The organism is Lysinibacillus sp. FSL L8-0126, assembly GCF_038630385.1.
GTDB lineage: Bacteria > Bacillota > Bacilli > Bacillales_A > Planococcaceae > Lysinibacillus > Lysinibacillus fusiformis_D.
In genome coordinates this window covers 339,356-358,754 of the sequence record NZ_CP152028.1, presented here as the reverse complement: position 1 = coordinate 358,754, position 19,399 = coordinate 339,356, and the positions used below count along the sequence as shown (strand labels likewise).

Genomic DNA, 19,399 nt, shown 5'->3' with positions numbered 1-19,399 from the left:
GGTGAATGAATAAGAGAGGTGTAAAGTATGACAAACGCAGTGGAACAAGAAAGTATTAAAGTAATTGTCTTTCAGCTAGCAGATAAAGAATATGCAATTCCCGTGTCCCATGTACAAGGAATTGAAAAATTAATGCATATTACGCGTGTACCGAAAACCGTGAAATATGTGAAAGGTGTAATCAATCTACGAGGTGTTGTTACACCAATAGTCGATTTACGTGAACGCTTTGAACTACCTGTTTCTGAACATGAAGAAACAACACGCATTATCATTATTTCATTAGAAGATATGGAAGTAGGTTTTGTTGTAGATTCAGCGAACGATGTTATTGATATTCCAGCAAGTGCAATTGAACCGCAACCAGAGGTCGTTGGCTCACTTGAAGAAGAATTTATTTCAGGTGTTGCCAAAGTAGAGAAACGATTATTAATCTTGTTACATTTAGAAAAAGTATTAAATCCACTAAAGTAGGGATCGATAATGACATTTAATCAAAAGATTACATCGCTACATTTAGATGTATTAAAGGAAATTGGAAATATTGGTGCTGCGCATGCCGCGACAGCACTTTCCAATTTACTTGGGAAAAAAATTGATATGCGCGTTCCAAAGGTAGAAATGGTGTCCTTTAACGAAATGATGGAACTGGCTGGCGGATCTGAAAACGTTGTAGTTGGTATTTACCTTCGTATTGAAGGAGATGCTGAAGGAAGTATGTTCTTTATTTTACCTATCGAGCAAGCAAATCGCTTTATCCGTCGTCTTATTTTTGATGATACATTTGACTTTAAAAAACAACCAGTTTCAGAGCTAGGCTTATCAGCTATGCAAGAAATGGGCAATATTTTATCGGGCTCCTATTTATCTGCCTTATCGGACTTTACCAATTTGAAAATTTACCCAACAGTACCTGGTCTAAGTGTAGATATGTTTGGCGCTATTATCAGTATTGGTTTAATCGAATTATCACATGTAAGTGATAATGTTATTGTGATAAATACATCCATTTTTGAAGAAGGTGTAGAAGACCACGAAACGGTGAGAGGTCATTTCTTCCTGCTTCCCGATCCCGACTCATTCGATGCAATTTTTAAAGCATTAGGAGTTTCATGATGATGTTAAGCAGCAGTAGTGGACAAGTAATTAAAGTGGGAATTGCACAAATGGATGTAGTAAAGTTACCTAACACCATTCGAACTTCTGGTCTTGGTTCTTGTGTGGGCGTTATTTTATATGATGAGTCAAAAAAAATTGCTGGTTTAATCCATGTGATGTTACCAGATTCAAGCTTAGGTAGAGCTGAGTCAATCAATGTGGCAAAATTTGCAGATTCAGGTATTGCAGCAATGATAGATTTATTAAAATTAGAAGGCGTTCAAAAATTTAAACTAAAGGCAAAAATTGCAGGGGGGGCGCAGATGTTTCAATTTACATCTGACAAAGATACGATGCGTATCGGTCCCCGCAATGTAGAAGCAGTTAAACATGAGTTAAAGAGACATGGAGTACCTTTAGTGGCCGAGGATACTGGTGGAAATAGTGGTAGAACGATTGAATTTAATCCTGCAACGTCGATATTACATATTCGAACAGTTAACCAAGGAGTGAGCGAAATCTAATGTTTGGTTCTATTTTTTACAATCTATGGGGAGCATTAATTGCTTTTTCAATTTATTTTTTCAGTACATTTCAAAAACCATCTACTCCCCTTCGCATCATCATCAGCGCTTTTGTTGTAGCAATTATCGTCTTTATCGCTATGTATATAGTACGTTTTTTAATTGCTTACATCATGTTTACGCCAGAGGCTAATGAAGAAGTGGATGAAGATGGTCTAACAGATCATGAACTTGATGCTACTGATGGCGCAAAGCAAGAAGCTCCAGCAGTTAATTCAACGGTTGAATTTCAAGATGAAAATTCCGAGGAAATTGCTCAAGTAGTACGAACGATGATGAATCGAGAAGAAGAGCAACAAGTGAATGCGTAAAAATGAGTCGCGAATAGCGGCTCTTTTTTTATTGGGCATTTGAAGGCTTTATTATACGAGAAACTCAAAAGCTCAGGCTAGCTTATTAGCGCACTTTATTACAGGAGGAAAACCACCGCTTAATGAAGCAGATAAGCAAAAATGGTCAAAAGGAGGGGAAGGGCGAACATGGTATTAGTAATGGGCTGAAGCAATCGCTCGTAGATCTCAATATTCAATGGAAAAATTATAGCACGTTTTTGAAACGACAATTGGTGCATTGTGGATGCAATGTAGGTATTATAACCTTTTTGTTCAATGTCATAGTTATGATGCACCTTAGCATCGAATTAAATAGCGTCCTAAATTATAAGTTTAATTCTGTAGACAAATTTTAGAACTGTATCCAACTGTTCATCATAACAAGGGTACAGTTTTTCTATGAGATTAAAAAATTAAGGAATATATTAGAGAGTAAGAGAAACAAATGAAATTATAGTCGATTCTTGTTATAATATAGGAAAGATGGCAACTGCTTATCGAGTTTTTAACTATTCGAAGCTCACGTCTAGATTAGCTTTAATGTGGATTTTTTACAAAGATTAACCGAAAAATCCTGTTGAATGATTAATTTTATGAGCGCAAATAGTCAGTGGCAAACGGGCGCGTAAAGCGTTTTTAGAGAGGTGGATTTCATGACACAACCAATTCTGAACGATGAGCAAAAACTATGGAATCGCTGGATTCATGAGCGTGATCCAGATGCTGGTGATTTACTTATAAAAAAATATATTTCTTTAGTATCTTACCATGTCCAACGTATTGGTGCGGGTTTGCCAAAGAGCGTATCACGAGACGATTTAACGAGTTTAGGCATGGTAGGGCTTTTTGATGCATTAAATAAATTTGATATTAACAGAGATTTAAAATTCGATACATATGCTTCGTTTAGAGTAAGAGGCGCTATCATTGATGGTTTACGTAAGGAAGACTGGTTACCGCGTTCAGCGCGTGAAAAAGCCAAAAAATTAGATGCTCAAATTGAACAATTAGAGCAAAAATATATGCGTCATGTAACACCTGAGGAACTTGCGGAGCATATGGAAGTATCTGTTGAAGATGTGTATCAGACAGTGCAAGAGCATTTTTTTTCAAATGTTCTTTCCATTAATGAGCAACAGGATCAAGAGGAAGCGGACGGTAAGTCATTTGTCATCCGAGATGATACGACAAAAACACCTGAGCAAACTGTTATTAAATCGGAGTTATTAGGTGACTTAGCTGAGAATATTCAAAAGCTCAATGAAAAAGAACAGCTTGTACTTAGTTTATTTTACACAGAGGAATTAACTTTGACTGAAATTGGTGAAATGCTTGAACTGTCAACATCACGTATTTCACAGATTCATTCAAAAGCGCTATTAAAGCTACGAAAGCTATTATCAAGTGAAATGATTAATGCGTAAATATCCTTGAGGGAGAGATTCCAATGAGTTTAAAAGGTGTCGAATTACAAATTGCTATTCCAAAAACATTTGAAGCGGGGAAAATGGCAGATCAGGCACAGCAACAAGCATTAGCCCAACAGGCACACGCAAATGAAGCATTAAAAAAAGAAGTAGAGCGCAAGCAAAAAATTGTCAATACAACAGAAGGTATGGATGAAATTAGTGAGGATGAGGATGCAGGTGGCGAATATTTAACAGATATTCATAAAAAGAAGAAAAAGAAGCAGGGTCAACAAGAAAAACAGGCACAACATCCGTTTAAAGGGAATTTCGTGGATTTTAGTGGATAGGAGTTTACAATGACAACCATACTAATAGCGTTACTATTCTTTTTACAGCTACTTTCATTTTACTTCCTTATTATTTTAAATACAAAGTTAGCAAAATTTAAGGATTTAGAAAAGAAGCAAGAACGTTTAATGAGGGAAATGGACGATACGATTACGGCTTATTTAGCAGAAATGAAAGATGAAAATGACCGTCTTATTAAAGAGTTACAAAATGTCAAACAGCCCGAAATAGCGGCGAGTAGCTTGCAGCAAATAGAACAAAGTGTGACACCAATGGAACAGTCGTCTTCGGATTTAACCCAAGGGACTAAAAGTGATAGTTCGCTAAGTTTAGATAAAGATTCTCGTATCTACGTACCTAAAAAAATTGTAGCAAATGCTTATTCACGTCAGCAACATACTGGTGCAAAAAAGGCACAAGCAGTGCCATCTCCAAAAGAGGAGATGGCAAGTCTACCTGAAAAAGAAAAAATGCTGACGGTGGAACAGCAAGCGCTAGAATTAGCAAAGCAGGGAAAATCGGTAGAGGAGATAGCGAAACAACTGCAAAAGGGGAAAACAGAAATCGAGCTTTTACTGAAATTTCATCACTAAATTGTTGCGAATCAATCAAAGCTATGATATAGTTGCAAATGGTGTTATTACTACACACGCATTTTGATGTAGTAAGTGGTGCTCTAAGCTTAGGGTAGCTTGTTGCAGATGATAAATGCGGAGGATAAAAACCAAACATACTAGGAGGAAATTCACATGTCAGTAATTTCTATGAAACAATTACTTGAAGCTGGTGTACATTTCGGTCACCAAACTCGTCGTTGGAACCCAAAAATGAAGAAATATATCTTCGTTGAACGTAACGGGATCTACATCATCGACTTACAAAAAACGGTTAAAAAATTAGAGGAAGCTTATGACTTCATGCGTCAAGTTGGTCAAGACGGTGGTAAAGTTCTTTTCGTTGGTACGAAAAAACAAGCACAAGAAGCGATCAAAGATGAAGCTGAACGTTCAGGCAACTACTACATCAACCAACGCTGGTTAGGTGGTACTCTTACAAACTTCGGTACAATTCAAAAACGTGTTGCACGTATGAAACAAATCGAAAAAATGGAAGAAGAAGGAACTTTCGAAGTTCTTCCTAAAAAAGAAGTAATCCAACTTAAAAAAGAACACGAACGTCTAATCAAATTCCTAGGCGGTATCCGTGATATGCACGATCTTCCAGACGTAATGTTCGTGGTTGACCCACGTAAAGAGCGCATTGCTGTTGCAGAAGCTCGTAAATTAAACATCCCTCTAGTAGGTATTGTTGATACTAACTGTGATCCAGATGAAATCGACTACGTAATCCCTGCTAACGATGATGCTATTCGTGCTGTTAAACTTTTAACTGCTAAAATGGCTGACGCTTTAATCGAGTCAAAACAAGGTGAAGAAGAAGCTCCAGCTGTAGAAGCTGCTGCTGAGTAATTCACGTTTACAAAAAGGTGATAAGTGGCTCAAAACCCTTATCACCTTTTTTAGAACCTATCATTAAATAGTTCAACCAATTTGAGGAGGAAACACTAAATGGCAAACATTACTGCACAATTAGTAAAAGAATTACGCGAAAAAACTGGCGCTGGTATGATGGATTGTAAAAAAGCGTTAGTAGAAACTGATGGTAACCTAGAAGCTGCAATCGACTTCCTACGTGAAAAAGGTCTTTCTTCAGCTGCTAAAAAAGCTGACCGTATCGCTGCAGAAGGTACAACTTACATTTTAGAACAAGGTAACGAAGCGATTATCGTGGAAGTAAACGCTGAAACTGACTTCGTTGCGAAAAACGACAAATTCCAAGTATTAGTTTCTTCTTTAGCAGAGCAATTACTTGCTGCTAAACCAGCTTCAGTTGAAGCCGCTTTAGAGCTTACAAATGCTGAAGGTGTAAAAATTGAAGATCAAATTTCAACAGCTGTTGCAACAATTGGTGAAAAAATTACACTTCGTCGTTTCGAAATTAAATCAAAATCTGATGCAGATGCATTCGGTGCTTACTTACACATGGGCGGCCGTATTGGTGTATTAGTGACTTTAGAAGGTTCTACTGATGCAGCAGCAGCTAAAGATGTTGCGATGCACATTGCAGCAATCAACCCAACATATGTTTCTCGCGATGAAGTTTCTGCTGAAGAAGTTGAACGTGAGCGTAAAGTATTAACAGAGCAAGCTCTTAACGAAGGTAAACCAGAAAACATCGTTGCGAAAATGGTTGAAGGCCGTCTTGGTAAATATTTCGAAGACGTTTGCTTGCTTGATCAAACATTTGTTAAAAACTCAGATCAAAAAGTACGTGATTTCGTAGCTTCAACTGGTGGTTCAGTAAACGGCTTTGTACGTTACGCTGTTGGTGAAGGTATCGAAAAACGTGAAGATAACTTTGCAGAAGAAGTAATGAGCCAAGTTAAAGGTAACTAATTTCGCTTGCATTTGATTCTAATCAAATAATATCTAGATTATCTAGACTAAAATGGGGAACACAACATAGCGTGTTCCCTATTTTTCCGAAATGAACGAAAAACGGATATAATTTTCTATTCTGCCTTATTCACAACTAGCAATTATTGTTAGATATACTATAATGGAAAAGGGAATAGAAAGGTTTTAAATAAAGTCTTACGGAGGTTTACAATGAGTGTACCGCAATATAAACGAGTAGTTATTAAACTAAGTGGTGAAGCGTTAGCTGGAGAAGCGGGCTTCGGTTTATCACCAAAAATAATCAAGTCTGTTGCAGAAGAAGTAAAAGAAGTAGTAGATCTTGATGTAGAAGTTGCTGTTGTTGTAGGTGGCGGTAATATATGGCGTGGTAAAATAGGTAGTGAAATGGGAATGGATCGTGCTGCAGCCGATTATATGGGCATGTTAGCAACCGTTATGAACTCACTAGCTTTACAAGATGCTCTTGAAAAATTAGGTATTGAAACACGCGTTCAATCTTCTATTGTGATGACTCAAGTAGCGGAGCCATACATTCGTCGTAAAGCAGTTAGACATCTAGAGAAAAAACGTGTCGTTATCTTTGCAGCAGGGACAGGTAATCCGTTCTTCTCTACTGATACTACTGCCGCATTACGCGCAGCAGAAATTGACGCAGATGCGATTTTAATGGCTAAAAATAATGTCGATGGCGTTTATTCGGCAGATCCAAAAGTGGATGAAACAGCCATTAAATATGATACACTCACATACTTAGAAGTTATCCAACAAGGCTTACAAGTAATGGATTCAACGGCTTCCACTTTATGTATGGATAACGATATCCCGCTAATTGTTTTCTCAATTACGGAGCCAGGTAACATTAAACGTGCTGTACAAGGCGAAAAAATCGGAACAGTTGTTAGGAGGAACGTATAATGGCTAAACAAGTCTTAGAACAAGCAAAAGAAAAAATGAACAAAACAATCACAGCTTTCTCACGTGAACTATCATCTATTCGTGCAGGTCGTGCGAACGCATCTTTATTGGATCGTATCATGGTAGACTACTATGGGGCACCAACACCAATTAACCAACTTGCAGGTGTTTCTGTACCAGAAGCTCGCTTACTAGTCATTACACCTTACGATAAAACAATTTTAGGTGATATTGAAAAAGCAATTATGAAATCAGATATCGGGATTACACCAACAAATGATGGTTCGATCATTCGTTTAATGATTCCAGCGCTAACAGAAGATCGTCGTAAGGATCTAGTAAAGCAAGTGAAAAAAGAAGCGGAAGACGCAAAAATTGCTGTACGTAACGTTCGTCGCGATGCAAACGATGATTTGAAAAAACTTGAAAAAGCTGGCGAAATCACAGAAGACGATCTACGTGGCTATGGTGACGATATTCAAAAATTAACAGATGAATTCATTGTGAAAGTAGATCAAGTAGCGAAAGATAAAGAAAAAGAAATTTTAGAGGTGTAAACAAGACGTTTTACATGTCTATGATGGAACTTTTTGATGAGATGAAGGCGTCCTATACATAACAGGACGTCTTTTCGCTTTATTGTTCATAATCAATTGCTTTGTCATATAAAGAGCATACATGAAATGCGAAAAGATCATTAATAACAACATCATCGATTTTCTAACAAACTTATTCTTTATTATGTGTATAGTTCTAAAATAAGCTAGTACATACATAGTCAATTTAGAGGGAAAAAAAAGACAAAAAGCGCTTTTGTTTGTTATGATAGGTTAGTATACGTCCGATTAGTTGTAGTGGGGGAGTTAGCATGTTTAAAAAGCTATTAGGAAAACAAATAAATATGGATACACTATCATTGGAGGAGCGTGTGGCCCTAACTAAAAGCGAGCCGATTCCTGCCCATGTAGCGATTATTATGGACGGAAATGGACGTTGGGCGAAAAAACGTGCTATGCCACGAGTTGCTGGTCATCATGAAGGAATGAAGACCGTACGTAAAGTAACTAGGTTTGCGTCGGATTTAGGAATTAAAGTTTTAACCGTATATGCATTTTCCACAGAAAATTGGAAGCGACCAAAACCAGAGGTTGATTTTCTTATGCGTCTACCTGTTGAATTTTTAGGTTCTTTCTTACCAGAAATGATGCAGCGTAATGTACGTGTCGAAATGATTGGCGATCCATCCTTATTACCTGCTCATACGCAAAAGGCGTTGTATGAGGCAATGGAAGAAACAAAGCATAATACAGGGCTTGTCTTAAATTTTGCGCTGAACTATGGGAGTCGTTCTGAAATGGTCAATGCCATGAAAACGATGCTGCAAAAAGTGCAGGACGGTCAATTAACGATGCAAGACATAACAGAAGAATGCTTAACGTCTCATTTAATGACGGCCCATTTGCCTGAACCAGATCTTCTAATTCGTACAAGTGGTGAAGTACGATTAAGTAACTTTATGTTATGGCAGCTCGCCTATACAGAATTTTGGTTTACAGATACATTGTGGCCAGATTTTAGTGAGGAAAGCTTACTGGAAGCGGTGGAAAATTATCAGAAGCGTAATCGCCGTTACGGTGGGTTGAAGGGAGAAGAAACAACTTGAAACAACGAATTATCACGGCAATAATTGCAGCAGCACTTTTTATTCCGTTCGTTATTTATGGCAAAGTACCATTTACCATACTTGTGCTTGCAATGGCTATTGTCGGTTTTTATGAAATCTTAAAAATGAAAGGGATTTCCATTTTTTCTGTGCCTGGTTTTCTAGGGTTAATAACATTAGTATTACTTGTTATACCGAAAGATTGGAGTGAAAAAGTTGTAGAGACAATAGGCTATTCATCCAATTTAATGGTTGTTTATGGTCTAATGATGTTACTGCTGATTTACGTGGTCCTTGTAAAAAATAAAATAACCTTTGACGAAGTGGGCTTTATTTTATTGGGTGCATTTTATGTGGGGTTAGGATTCCATTATTTAATTGAAACAAGAAATGTTGGATTAGAGTATGTTGTCTATTGTCTATTAGTTGTTTGGACAACAGATTCAGGTGCCTATTTTGTAGGAAGAAAATTAGGAAAGAATAAGTTATGGCCTGAAATCTCACCGAAGAAAACGATTGAAGGTTTTCTAGGCGGAATTGTCATTGCGGTTATTTTTGCAGTTGGTATGCAACTCATTTACCCATTTGCAAATGGTTATATATCACTTGTTTTTGTCACGATTTTTGCCTCTATTATTGGACAAATGGGAGATTTGGTAGAATCAGCTATCAAACGTCATTTTGATGTAAAAGATTCGGGCAATATTTTACCAGGGCATGGCGGAATTTTAGATCGCTTCGATAGTCTATTATTTGTCGTGCCTCTCCTTCATTTTTTACATTTGTTTGGTAATTAATCTGTATATTAAAAGACATCTTGCTAAATCATTTGCTTAGATAGAAAAAGGGGACAATTTGTTGTGAAAAAAATTAGTTTATTAGGTGCAACGGGTTCAATCGGTTGGCAAACCTACGATATTTTAAAAGAACAACGTGATGCGTTTCAATTAGTGGCTTTTTCTTCAGGGAAAAACATTGAGAAAACACGAGAAATGATTGAAACATTAAAACCCGAGCTAGTTTCTGTGCAGCTAGAAGAGGATGCACGAGACCTTGCGAAAGATTATCCTGAAATCCAATTTACATTTGGGGCGAAAGGTCTTGTAGAAGTTGCTACACATCCAGACTCAACTGTACTCGTCAATGCTGTGCTAGGCAGTGTTGGTCTGGAATCAACATTAGCAGCTATTCGCATGGGCAAAACGATTGCCATTGCTAACAAGGAAACACTTGTTACAGCTGGTCATTTAGTCATGGCAGAAGCCAAAAAACATAAGGCCACGATTTTACCTGTTGATAGCGAGCACTCAGCCATCTTCCAATCAATGAATGGCGAAAATCCCAAAAATATTGAGCGTTTAATTATTACAGCTTCAGGTGGTAGCTTCCGTGATAAAACACGTGACCAATTACAACATGTGACGGTCGCAGATGCATTGAATCACCCGAACTGGTCTATGGGCGCAAAAATTACGATAGACTCCGCAACAATGATGAATAAAGGATTAGAAGTCATTGAAGCACATGTTTTATTTGATATGCCATATGATAAAATAGATGTACTTTTGCATAGAGAAAGTATTATTCACTCTCTTGTTGAGTATCATGATACTAGTGTGATTGCTCAGCTAGGCACGCCAGATATGCGCGTACCGATTCAATATGCTTTAAGCTATCCTGATCGTATACCATTACATAATGGTCAGCGACTAAATTTAGCGCAAATTGGACAACTACATTTTCAAGATATGGACTTTGAGCGTTATCCGGCTTTGCGTTTAGCATATGAGGCTGGTCGTACAGGTGGTACCATTTTGACAGCGATGAATGCAGCAAATGAAGCGGCAGTTGCAGCCTTTTTACAAGGGAAAATTACATTCCTTGAAATTGATGAGACGATTGAACGAGTAATGCATGCACATCAAAACATTGCAGTACCAGATTTACAAACGATTTTACATGTGGACAGTGAGACAAGAAAAATAGTGTTAGACATGGTAAAATAACGAAAGTACTGTATCGTTAACTAATCGCTATTAAAGGTGGGATATTATGCAAACAGCCATTGCATTTATTTTAATATTTGGGATGCTCGTCTTCTTCCATGAACTTGGACATTTCTTATTTGCTAAACGTGCAGGTATTTTAGTGCGTGAATTTGCTATTGGAATGGGTCCCAAAATTTATGGGAAAACGCATGGAGAAACAATGTATACTATTCGATTATTGCCTATCGGTGGGTATGTTCGTATGGCCGGCGAGGATATGGATGGCACTGAACTACAGCCAGGCTATCGAATAGGGCTAATTGTCGATGAAGATAATGTTGTGAAAAAAATTATTTTCAATCAAAGTAATAAGCAGCTACCAGATTTATTATTTTTAGAAGTTGAGCGTGCTGATTTAGAGAAGAATTTATTTGTAGAAGGCTATGATGAAGAAGAACGTCTAGTTCGTTATGACGTAGCAAGAGATTGTGTTCTTGTGGAAAATGGTCGTGAATTGGTCATTGCACCACATGATCGTCAATTTAATGCAAAAACAGTTGGTCAACGTGCGATGACAATCTTTGCAGGTCCTTTGTTTAACTTTATTCTTGCGTTTGTGATTTACTTGGTAATTGGGTTAATCCACGGTGTCCCAACATACGAGCCGATTATCACTGAAGTAGTAGAAAATGATCCAGCTGCACAGGCAGGAATGCTTGCGGGAGATAGAGTAACAGCCATTGACGGACAAGCCGTTGAAAAATGGCAGGATTTAGCCGCTATTGTTCAAGATCATCCAAACGAAGAAATTACAGTGACTGTGGAACGTGATGGACAATCTATGAACTTAAATATGACTGTGAAAGAAATCCAGCAGGATGGCGAAAAATATGGTCAAATTGGTGTGCGCTATGACAGTCCGAGAGAATTTAATCCATTAAAAGCTGTAGTTTATGGAGCACAAGAAACCTATAATATGACCATGAAAATATTTGAGCTTCTTGGTATGTTGATTACTGGTAAGTTCACAATAGATGCGCTTTCTGGACCTGTTGGCATTTATAAAGCAACAGAGCAAGTAGCCCAGTATGGTATTATGAACTTAATGAATTGGGCCGCAATGTTAAGTATTAACTTAGGAATTATGAACCTACTTCCATTACCAGCACTTGATGGTGGTCGTTTATTATTCTTTGGTTTTGAAGCTTTACGTGGTAAACCAATTGATCGTCAAAAAGAGGGAATTGTCCATTTCGTAGGAATTGTCCTACTGATGATTTTAATGGTTGTCGTGACATGGAACGATATTCAACGATTCTTCTTTTAAACCAATGACAGTTAAATGAAATTTCATTTTCTAGCTTTGAGCGCAATTACTATGAAACATTGCGCTCAAAGCTAAATTTGTTTATGCTATTGAGAGTATAAACTTATCTATTAAAAAAGGTGGAACACTGAATGAAGCAAAGTAAAACATTTATCCCAACATTACGTGAAGTACCTGCGGATGCTGAGGTAAAATCACATAAGCAATTACTACGAGCAGGGTTTATTCGTCAAAATACAAGTGGGGTATACTCGTATTTACCGCTTGCAAAACGTGTCTTAACAAAAATTGAAACAATTATCCGTGAAGAAATGGAAGCCATCAACTCTATTGAGCTTCTAATGCCTTCTTTACAATCTGCTGAGCTTTGGCAAGAATCAGGTCGCTGGGAAAAATACGGACCAGAATTAATGCGCCTAAAAGACCGTCACAACCGTGATTTTGCATTAGGACCAACTCATGAAGAAGTGATTACAACTTTAGTACGTGATGAAATTAAATCCTATAAAAAATTGCCGTTAACATTGTATCAAATTCAAACTAAATTCCGTGATGAAAAGCGCCCTCGCTTCGGCTTACTACGAGGAAGAGAATTTATAATGAAGGATGCTTATTCTTTCCATGCATCACGTGAAAGTTTAGATGAAACATATGAAGATATGTATCGTGCGTATTCAAATATTTTTTCCCGCCTTGGCTTAAACTACCGCGCTGTCATTGCAGATGCAGGTTCGATTGGCGGTAAAGGTACACATGAATTTATGGTGCTATCTGAAATTGGGGAAGATACGATTGCCTACTCAGATACTTCTGACTATGCAGCAAATATCGAAATGGCTGAAGTCATTGCGGATTATCAACCATCAGATGACGCTTTAAAAGAAGTTGAAAAAGTGGCAACACCAGAGCAAAAAACAATTGAAGAAGTATCAGCGTTCTTAAATGTAGAGCCAGCCAGTGTGATCAAATCTTTAGTGTTTGATGTAGACGGGGAGCTTGTGGTTGTCCTTGCACGTGGGGATCATGAAATTAATGATATCAAGCTGAAAAATGCACTTGATGCAGGTTCTGTGGAGCTGGCTAGTGAAGCAGCAATCCGTGAATTATTAGGCTGTGGCGTTGGTTCAATTGGGCCAGTGAAATTACCAGTAGACGTAAAGGTAGTAGCGGACCAAGCTATCAAATCTATCCGTAATGGTATTGCAGGTGCAAATGTAGATGGATTCCATTTAGTGAATGTCAACCCAGAGCGTGATTTTGCTGTGAATGACTACTTAGATATTCGTTTTATTAAAGAGGGAGATCCTTCCCCAGACGGACAAGGGTTTATTAAATTCGCAGAAGGTATCGAAGTTGGTCATATTTTCAAATTAGGTACTACATACTCTGCTAAAATGAATGGTACTTTCTTAGATGAGCAAGGGAAGGCTCAACCGTTTATTATGGGCTGTTACGGTATTGGGGTATCTCGTATTCTAGCTGCCGTGGCTGAGCACTTCCAAGATGATAATGGATTTACTTGGCCAATACAATTAGCACCATATGATATTCATGTTGTGCCAGTTAACACGAAAGATGAGGCGCAAGTGACATTAGCAGATGAACTTTACGGTTTATTAAAATCATATCGTTATGATGTACTTTTAGATGATCGTGCCGAGCGTGCAGGTGTAAAATTTGCAGACGCTGATTTAATTGGTTTACCTGTGCGTGTAACGGTTGGTAAAAAAGCATCTGAAGGTATGGTAGAAGTGAAATTCCGTCAAACTGGTGAAACATTTGAATGGAAAAAAGAAGAGGTCATTGATCGCCTTAACGAATTTTTCCGTAAAAACTAATGGCTTGTTAAGAGATCGGTTATAATTGGAAGTTAATGCTTTTGATAGAGGCTTTCGTAAAATTTTGATAAGATAGAGATAAATAATTCGCGACACTTCTGCGGGACAGTGAGCCAAGCAAGAAACAACAGATGGTAAAACTCTGTTAAGCTTGAAGAGCGCCCGCAGTGAGGGAGCGAATTTTTTTCTTGAATTCTCTCGTGTCTTTGAGACGAATTAGAAGAGGAGGCTTAACAACCTACCTCTTTCTGAAAGTAGGTGTCGTTAGATTGGAACAGCAACAAGAGGCAAGAATGAGACTTCGAATGCTCTTGCAACAATTAGAATTAACAGATGATGTGTACATGTCATTTTTTGAGGAAGGTGAATTATCACGCCTAACAGTCCATAAAAAGGTTAGACTTTGGCATTTCACCATTAAATTACAAGATATACTGCCGTTTCCGTTATATCAGCTTTTCCGTACACATTTAACGGAGAAATTTTCAGCAATTGCACAAATTAATACTACCTTTGAAACGGTAGAGAAAAATGTGACAGAGGAACTGGTGCAAGCTTACTGGTTAAGTGTTGTGGAACAAATTGATGAGATGGCACCGACGCTTAAAAGCTGTCTCATCTCTCAAGTGCCAATGTGGAATGGCCAAAAAATTACTTTGTCCTGCATGCAGGAAATGGAATTTATGATGCTGAAAACAAAGTATGCTGACAAGCTTTCCGAAAGCTATGGTCAATTCGGCTTCCCCCATATGGTAATCGACTTTGTACTACAAGAAGAGACGGAAGAAATGATCGCGGCACAAGAGGCGTTTATGGAGCAGAAACGTATGGAAGAAGTGGCCCTAGCGCAGCAAGCGATGCAAGATTTCCAAAAACGTGAGCAAGAGAAAAAGGATAACCCGGCATTGGCGAATCTTGGTGACCGTCCATTCCAGCTTGGAATGCATATTAAAGATGATGAAATAGTGGAAATTAAACGGATTGTCGAGGAAGAACGCCGTGTCATTATTGAAGGGTTTGTTTTTGATACGGAGATTAAAGAGCTAAAAAGTGGACGCTCCTTATTACAAATTAAAATTACCGACTATACAGATTCCATCATCGTTAAAATGTTCTCTCGTGATAATGATGATGCAGAATTAATGCAGCATCTGAAAAAGGGCATGTGGGTTAAAGTGCGAGGCTCTGTTCAAACGGATACATTCATCCGTGATTTAATTGTCATGGCGAATGATATTAATGAAATCAAAAAAGAAACACGACAAGATTTAGCACCAGAGGGCGAAAAACGTGTTGAGTTACATTTGCACACACCGATGAGTCAAATGGACGCAGTTACACCTGTTGACCGGCTTGTTGCACAGGCCGCAAAATGGGGGCATCCAGCAATAGCTATTACGGATCATGCTGTTGTGCAATCCTTCCCTGAAGCATATGCAGCAGGAAAAAAACATGGGATCAAGGTCATTTATGGTCTAGAAGCAAATTTAGTAGATGATGGTGTACCGATTGCCTATGCTCCTGAACATCGTTTATTAGCAGACACAACGTATGTTGTCTTTGACGTAGAAACAACAGGGCTATCTACGGCTTACGATACGATTATTGAATTGGCCGCAGTAAAAATTAAAGACGGGCATGTCATAGATAAATACGAAAGCTTTGCCAATCCACATCATCCACTTTCGGCTACTACCATTGAACTAACAGGAATTACAGATGATATGGTTCGAAATGCACCTGAAGTGGAGCAAGTGATTAAAGAATTTCATGCCTTTATTGGTGACGCAATAGTTGTTGCTCATAACGCATCATTTGATATAGGTTTCTTATATACAGGCTATAAGAAATTTGGTCTTGAAGGAACAACCCATCCGGTCATTGATACATTAGAGCTTGCAAGATTGCTTTATCCTACTATGAAAAATCATCGTTTAAACACACTGTGTAAAAAATTCAATATTGAATTAACACAACATCACCGAGCGATTTACGATACAGAGGCGACAGGCTATCTACTATTACATTTATTAAAAGATGCAGATGAGCTAGCGATTAATTACCATGACGACTTCAATAAGCATATTGGTGGTGGCGATGCCTATAAAAAAGGTCGACCAATGCATTGTACGATTTTAGCCGTTGATAATGTGGGCTTAAAAAACTTATTTAAAATCGTCTCACATTCTCATACGAAAACATTCTATCGTGTTCCTCGAGTGACACGGGCTGTACTCGAGCAGTATCGCGAAGGTTTATTAGTAGGTTCAGGCTGCAGTAATGGTGAACTCTTCGAAACGATGATGAATAAGTCACCTGAGGAAGCAGAGCAAGTTGCTCGATTCTATGATTATATCGAGGTACAACCGAAAGCTGTGTATGCGCCACTAATTGAACGCAATGTTGTACGTGATGAATGGACGTTAGAGGATATTATTCGTAAGCTTGTTAAGCTTGGGAAGAAGATAGATAAACCTGTTGTTGCCACTGGAAATGTCCACTATTTAGATCCAACAGATGCCATGTTTAGGCAAATACTTATTGGTTCACAGGGTGGAGCTAATATTTTAAATCGATCCAAGCTACCTGAGGTTCATTTTAGAACAACGGATGAAATGCTCAAGGAATTTGATTTTTTAGGACCAGATCTTGCAAAAGAAGTGGTTGTAACGAATGCGCAAAAAATTGCAGAGAGTATTGGTGATGTAAAACCGATTAAGGATGACCTCTATACACCAAAAATTGAAGGCTCCGATGATGAGGTAACCAATTTAACGTACGAAATGGCCCATCGTATTTATGGTGAGGAGTTACCAGAAATCGTGAAAGCTCGAATTGAAAAAGAATTAAAATCGATTTTGGGACACGGCTTTGGTGTTATTTATTTAATTTCAGCCAAACTGGTGAAAAAGTCATTAGCTGATGGCTATTTAGTTGGTTCACGTGGTTCGGTTGGTTCTTCATTAGTCGCAACTTTCATGGAAATTACAGAGGTTAACCCATTACCTCCTCATTATATTTGTCCTAATTGTAAGCATTCTGAGTTTTTTGATGATGGTTCGGTCAGCTCAGGCTTTGACTTGCCAAATAAAGACTGTACGGAATGCGGCACACCTTATAAAAAAGATGGACAAGATATACCATTTGAAACCTTCCTTGGTTTTAAAGGTGACAAGGTACCCGATATCGATTTGAATTTTTCTGGTGAATACCAACCACAAGCTCATAACTATACGAAGGTGCTATTTGGAGAGGATTATGTTTATCGTGCTGGAACTATTGGTACAGTGGCAGAGAAAACAGCATATGGCTATGTAAAGGGCTATGCAAATGATCATAATTTACATTTCCGAGGTGCGGAAGTCGACCGTTTAGTGCAAGGCTGTACAGGAGTAAAACGTACATCTGGGCAACACCCTGGGGGAATTATCGTTGTACCTGATTACATGGATATTTATGACTTTTCTCCAGTGCAGTTCCCTGCAGATGCACAGGATGCAGAATGGCGGACAACCCATTTTGACTTCCACTCTATTCATGACAATATTTTAAAGCTTGATATACTTGGACACGATGATCCGACGGTTATCAGGATGTTGCAGGATTTATCTGGAATAGATCCAAAAACAATCCCAACCGATGATCCTGTCGTAATGAAAATTTTTAGTTCTCCAGAAACGTTAGGAGTCACAGAAAAGCAAATTGGCTGTAAGACAGGAACATTGGGTATCCCGGAATTTGGTACACGTTTCGTACGTCAAATGCTTGAAGATACAAAGCCTTCCACATTCTCAGAGCTTGTCCAAATTTCTGGACTTTCCCACGGAACCGACGTATGGCTAGGCAACGCACAGGAATTAATTCAAAACGGTACATGTGTGCTGAAAGAAGTAATTGGTTGTCGTGATGATATTATGGTGTATTTAATTTATCAAGGTCTAGAACCATCACTGGCCTTTAAAATCATGGAATCTGTACGTAAAGGGAAAGGCTTATCTGAGGAGTTTGAAGCTGAGATGCTCGCCAATAAAGTCCCAGGCTGGTATATCGAATCTTGTAAAAAGATAAAATATATGTTCCCGAAAGCCCATGCGGCAGCATATGTGCTAATGGCTGTACGTATTGCTTGGTTCAAGGTACATTTCCCAATCCTCTATTACGCAGCGTATTTCACAGTTCGTGCAGATGACTTTGATTTAATTGCGATGGTTCAAGGGTCGCAAATGATTCGAGCACGTATTGATGAAATCAATATGAAAGGTTTAGATGCATCCACTAAAGAGAAGAACTTATTAACGGTGATGGAGCTTGCATTGGAAATGTGTGAACGAGGCATGAGTTTCCAGAAAGTTGACTTATACCGTTCTCAAGCAAGTGAATTTGTCATTGATGGCAATTCATTAATTCCTCCGTTCGATGCGATTCCAGGACTTGGAACCAACGTTGCCAAAACGATTGTAGCCGCTCGGGAAGAGGGAGAGTTTTTATCCAAGGAAGATTTACAGCAACGTGGGCGTGTATCGAAAACACTTATCGAATACATGGACCAACTTGGTTGCTTAGAAGGCATGCCTGATGCCAATCAGTTATCACTTTTTTAGTAAGTGATTTGTGTCGTGGCGAAAGGTCACTGTAGAATTTCAAAATCCTGACACAATATGGTTAACTGTCATGAAGGAAATTTGCATTGTGCCGAGAACTGTGCTATCCTTATGGTAATAATTTGTTGATATTTTTCCAGCAAAAGAGTGGGGCATACCCGCTCTTTTCTGTTGTTATACCGTAGCAAAACAAATTTTGACTAACAGCAGGTAAGACCGTAAAATTTCACCAAAGCAACTGGTGGAATTTCTGTTTTATTATGATTCATTACTGCATTAACTTACAGTGATGAACAATTCATACGCTAGAATTTGATAAATACAGGAGGCAACAATGAGCAAAGTACCATCTTTAATTGAAGAGCTCGCTAAACCAATTGTGGATGAGTTAAATCTTGAGCTAGTGGATATTGAGTACGTCAAAGAAGGACGTAACTGGTTTTTACGTGTTTATGTCGATACGCCTGAGGGTGACATTGACATTGACCAATGTGCTCAAGTTAGTGAACGACTAAGCCTGTTATTGGATGAAAAAGATCCAATTACACAAAACTATTATTTAGAAGTTTCTTCACCTGGAGCAGAGCGCCCCTTAAAAAAAGATACGGATTTTGAAAAAGCAATTGGCAAATTTATTTATGTAAAAACCTATGAACCCATTAAGGACATGAAGGAATTCCAAGGCTACTTAACGTCATACGATGAACATACATTAGTGGTGGAAGTACGTATTAAAACACGTAAAATGACAGTAACAATTGAACAAGAAAAAATCGCATTGGCACGACTTGCCATTGATTTTTCAGCATAATGCAT

At 38.3% G+C, this 19,399-nt stretch carries 18 protein-coding genes; all 18 read left to right on the top strand.

Annotation, left to right across the window (positions count from 1 at the left end; all coding sequences use genetic code 11):
- Positions 1-27 precede the first annotated feature (27 nt).
- A complete protein-coding gene (locus MHI34_RS01770; protein WP_036124209.1) occupies positions 28-474 on the top strand; it encodes a chemotaxis protein CheW in 447 nt (148 codons plus the stop codon).
- A gap of 9 nt (positions 475-483) precedes the next feature.
- Positions 484-1,116, top strand: coding sequence for a chemotaxis protein CheC (locus MHI34_RS01765; RefSeq protein ID WP_036124206.1), 633 nt, complete (start codon positions 484-486; stop codon positions 1,114-1,116).
- Positions 1,117-1,118: 2 nt separating this feature from the next.
- Positions 1,119-1,622: a chemotaxis protein CheD gene (locus tag MHI34_RS01760; protein WP_036124234.1), complete on the top strand. Its 504-nt coding sequence runs from the start codon at positions 1,119-1,121 to the stop codon at positions 1,620-1,622.
- Positions 1,622-1,993, top strand: coding sequence for a hypothetical protein (locus MHI34_RS01755; protein ID WP_036124203.1), 372 nt, complete (start codon positions 1,622-1,624; stop codon positions 1,991-1,993). The genes MHI34_RS01760 and MHI34_RS01755 overlap by 1 nt, the downstream gene beginning before the upstream one ends.
- Positions 1,994-2,667: 674 nt before the next feature.
- A complete protein-coding gene (locus MHI34_RS01750; protein WP_036124200.1) occupies positions 2,668-3,438 on the top strand; it encodes a FliA/WhiG family RNA polymerase sigma factor in 771 nt (256 codons plus the stop codon).
- 23 nt (positions 3,439-3,461) lie between these two features.
- On the top strand, positions 3,462-3,770 hold the full coding sequence (locus MHI34_RS01745) for an RNA polymerase subunit sigma (protein WP_342504060.1): 309 nt from the start codon (positions 3,462-3,464) through the stop codon (positions 3,768-3,770).
- Between the two features lie 9 nt (positions 3,771-3,779).
- Positions 3,780-4,364, top strand: coding sequence for a hypothetical protein (locus MHI34_RS01740; protein ID WP_342504059.1), 585 nt, complete (start codon positions 3,780-3,782; stop codon positions 4,362-4,364).
- Between the two features lie 156 nt (positions 4,365-4,520).
- On the top strand, positions 4,521-5,240 hold the full coding sequence (rpsB, locus tag MHI34_RS01735; protein WP_004269262.1) for a 30S ribosomal protein S2: 720 nt from the start codon (positions 4,521-4,523) through the stop codon (positions 5,238-5,240).
- Between the two features lie 99 nt (positions 5,241-5,339).
- Positions 5,340-6,227, top strand: a complete 888-nt coding sequence (gene tsf / locus MHI34_RS01730) for a translation elongation factor Ts (RefSeq protein ID WP_036124190.1) — start codon at positions 5,340-5,342, stop codon at positions 6,225-6,227.
- A 213-nt stretch (positions 6,228-6,440) separates the two neighbouring features.
- Entirely contained in the window at positions 6,441-7,166 is a 726-nt protein-coding gene (gene pyrH, locus MHI34_RS01725) for a UMP kinase (RefSeq protein WP_036124188.1), read from the top strand.
- Positions 7,166-7,723 carry a ribosome recycling factor gene (frr, locus tag MHI34_RS01720; RefSeq protein ID WP_036124184.1) on the top strand — a complete coding sequence of 186 codons (558 nt, stop codon included), beginning with the start codon at positions 7,166-7,168 and terminating at the stop codon, positions 7,721-7,723. The genes pyrH and frr overlap by 1 nt, the downstream gene beginning before the upstream one ends.
- Before the next feature lie 311 nt (positions 7,724-8,034).
- A complete protein-coding gene (locus MHI34_RS01715; RefSeq protein WP_036124181.1) occupies positions 8,035-8,829 on the top strand; it encodes an isoprenyl transferase in 795 nt (264 codons plus the stop codon).
- On the top strand, positions 8,826-9,626 hold the full coding sequence (locus MHI34_RS01710) for a phosphatidate cytidylyltransferase (protein ID WP_036124178.1): 801 nt from the start codon (positions 8,826-8,828) through the stop codon (positions 9,624-9,626). Before MHI34_RS01715 ends, MHI34_RS01710 begins: the two co-directional genes overlap by 4 nt.
- Positions 9,627-9,689: 63 nt before the next feature.
- A complete protein-coding gene (gene dxr, locus MHI34_RS01705; protein WP_058843508.1) occupies positions 9,690-10,835 on the top strand; it encodes a 1-deoxy-D-xylulose-5-phosphate reductoisomerase in 1,146 nt (381 codons plus the stop codon).
- 46 nt (positions 10,836-10,881) lie between these two features.
- On the top strand, positions 10,882-12,144 hold the full coding sequence (rseP, locus tag MHI34_RS01700; protein WP_141903475.1) for an RIP metalloprotease RseP: 1,263 nt from the start codon (positions 10,882-10,884) through the stop codon (positions 12,142-12,144).
- A gap of 131 nt (positions 12,145-12,275) precedes the next feature.
- Entirely contained in the window at positions 12,276-13,982 is a 1,707-nt protein-coding gene (locus MHI34_RS01695; RefSeq protein ID WP_342504058.1) for a proline--tRNA ligase, read from the top strand.
- Positions 13,983-14,251: 269 nt separating this feature from the next.
- Positions 14,252-18,583 (top strand): PolC-type DNA polymerase III, encoded by a 4,332-nt coding sequence (locus MHI34_RS01690; protein ID WP_089932000.1) that lies wholly within the window; start codon positions 14,252-14,254, stop codon positions 18,581-18,583.
- A 334-nt stretch (positions 18,584-18,917) separates the two neighbouring features.
- Positions 18,918-19,394, top strand: a complete 477-nt coding sequence (rimP, locus tag MHI34_RS01685) for a ribosome maturation factor RimP (protein ID WP_036121405.1) — start codon at positions 18,918-18,920, stop codon at positions 19,392-19,394.
- The last annotated feature ends 5 nt before the right edge of the window (positions 19,395-19,399 follow it).

Excerpts from the sequence above, each read along its gene's own strand:
- tsf (WP_036124190.1), top strand. The coding sequence starts at position 5,340 with ATGGCAAACATTACTGCACAATTAGTAAAAGAATTACGCGAAAAAACT.
- MHI34_RS01740 (WP_342504059.1), top strand. The coding sequence starts at position 3,780 with ATGACAACCATACTAATAGCGTTACTATTCTTTTTACAGCTACTTTCA.
- pyrH (WP_036124188.1), top strand. The coding sequence starts at position 6,441 with ATGAGTGTACCGCAATATAAACGAGTAGTTATTAAACTAAGTGGTGAA.
- MHI34_RS01770 (WP_036124209.1), top strand. The coding sequence starts at position 28 with ATGACAAACGCAGTGGAACAAGAAAGTATTAAAGTAATTGTCTTTCAG.
- MHI34_RS01750 (WP_036124200.1), top strand. The coding sequence starts at position 2,668 with ATGACACAACCAATTCTGAACGATGAGCAAAAACTATGGAATCGCTGG.
- rseP (WP_141903475.1), top strand. The coding sequence starts at position 10,882 with ATGCAAACAGCCATTGCATTTATTTTAATATTTGGGATGCTCGTCTTC.
- MHI34_RS01755 (WP_036124203.1), top strand. The coding sequence starts at position 1,622 with ATGTTTGGTTCTATTTTTTACAATCTATGGGGAGCATTAATTGCTTTT.
- rimP (WP_036121405.1), top strand. The coding sequence starts at position 18,918 with ATGAGCAAAGTACCATCTTTAATTGAAGAGCTCGCTAAACCAATTGTG.
- MHI34_RS01695 (WP_342504058.1), top strand. The coding sequence starts at position 12,276 with ATGAAGCAAAGTAAAACATTTATCCCAACATTACGTGAAGTACCTGCG.
- MHI34_RS01765 (WP_036124206.1), top strand. The coding sequence starts at position 484 with ATGACATTTAATCAAAAGATTACATCGCTACATTTAGATGTATTAAAG.
- MHI34_RS01760 (WP_036124234.1), top strand. The coding sequence starts at position 1,119 with ATGTTAAGCAGCAGTAGTGGACAAGTAATTAAAGTGGGAATTGCACAA.
- MHI34_RS01745 (WP_342504060.1), top strand. The coding sequence starts at position 3,462 with ATGAGTTTAAAAGGTGTCGAATTACAAATTGCTATTCCAAAAACATTT.
- MHI34_RS01715 (WP_036124181.1), top strand. The coding sequence starts at position 8,035 with ATGTTTAAAAAGCTATTAGGAAAACAAATAAATATGGATACACTATCA.
- rpsB (WP_004269262.1), top strand. The coding sequence starts at position 4,521 with ATGTCAGTAATTTCTATGAAACAATTACTTGAAGCTGGTGTACATTTC.
- frr (WP_036124184.1), top strand. The coding sequence starts at position 7,166 with ATGGCTAAACAAGTCTTAGAACAAGCAAAAGAAAAAATGAACAAAACA.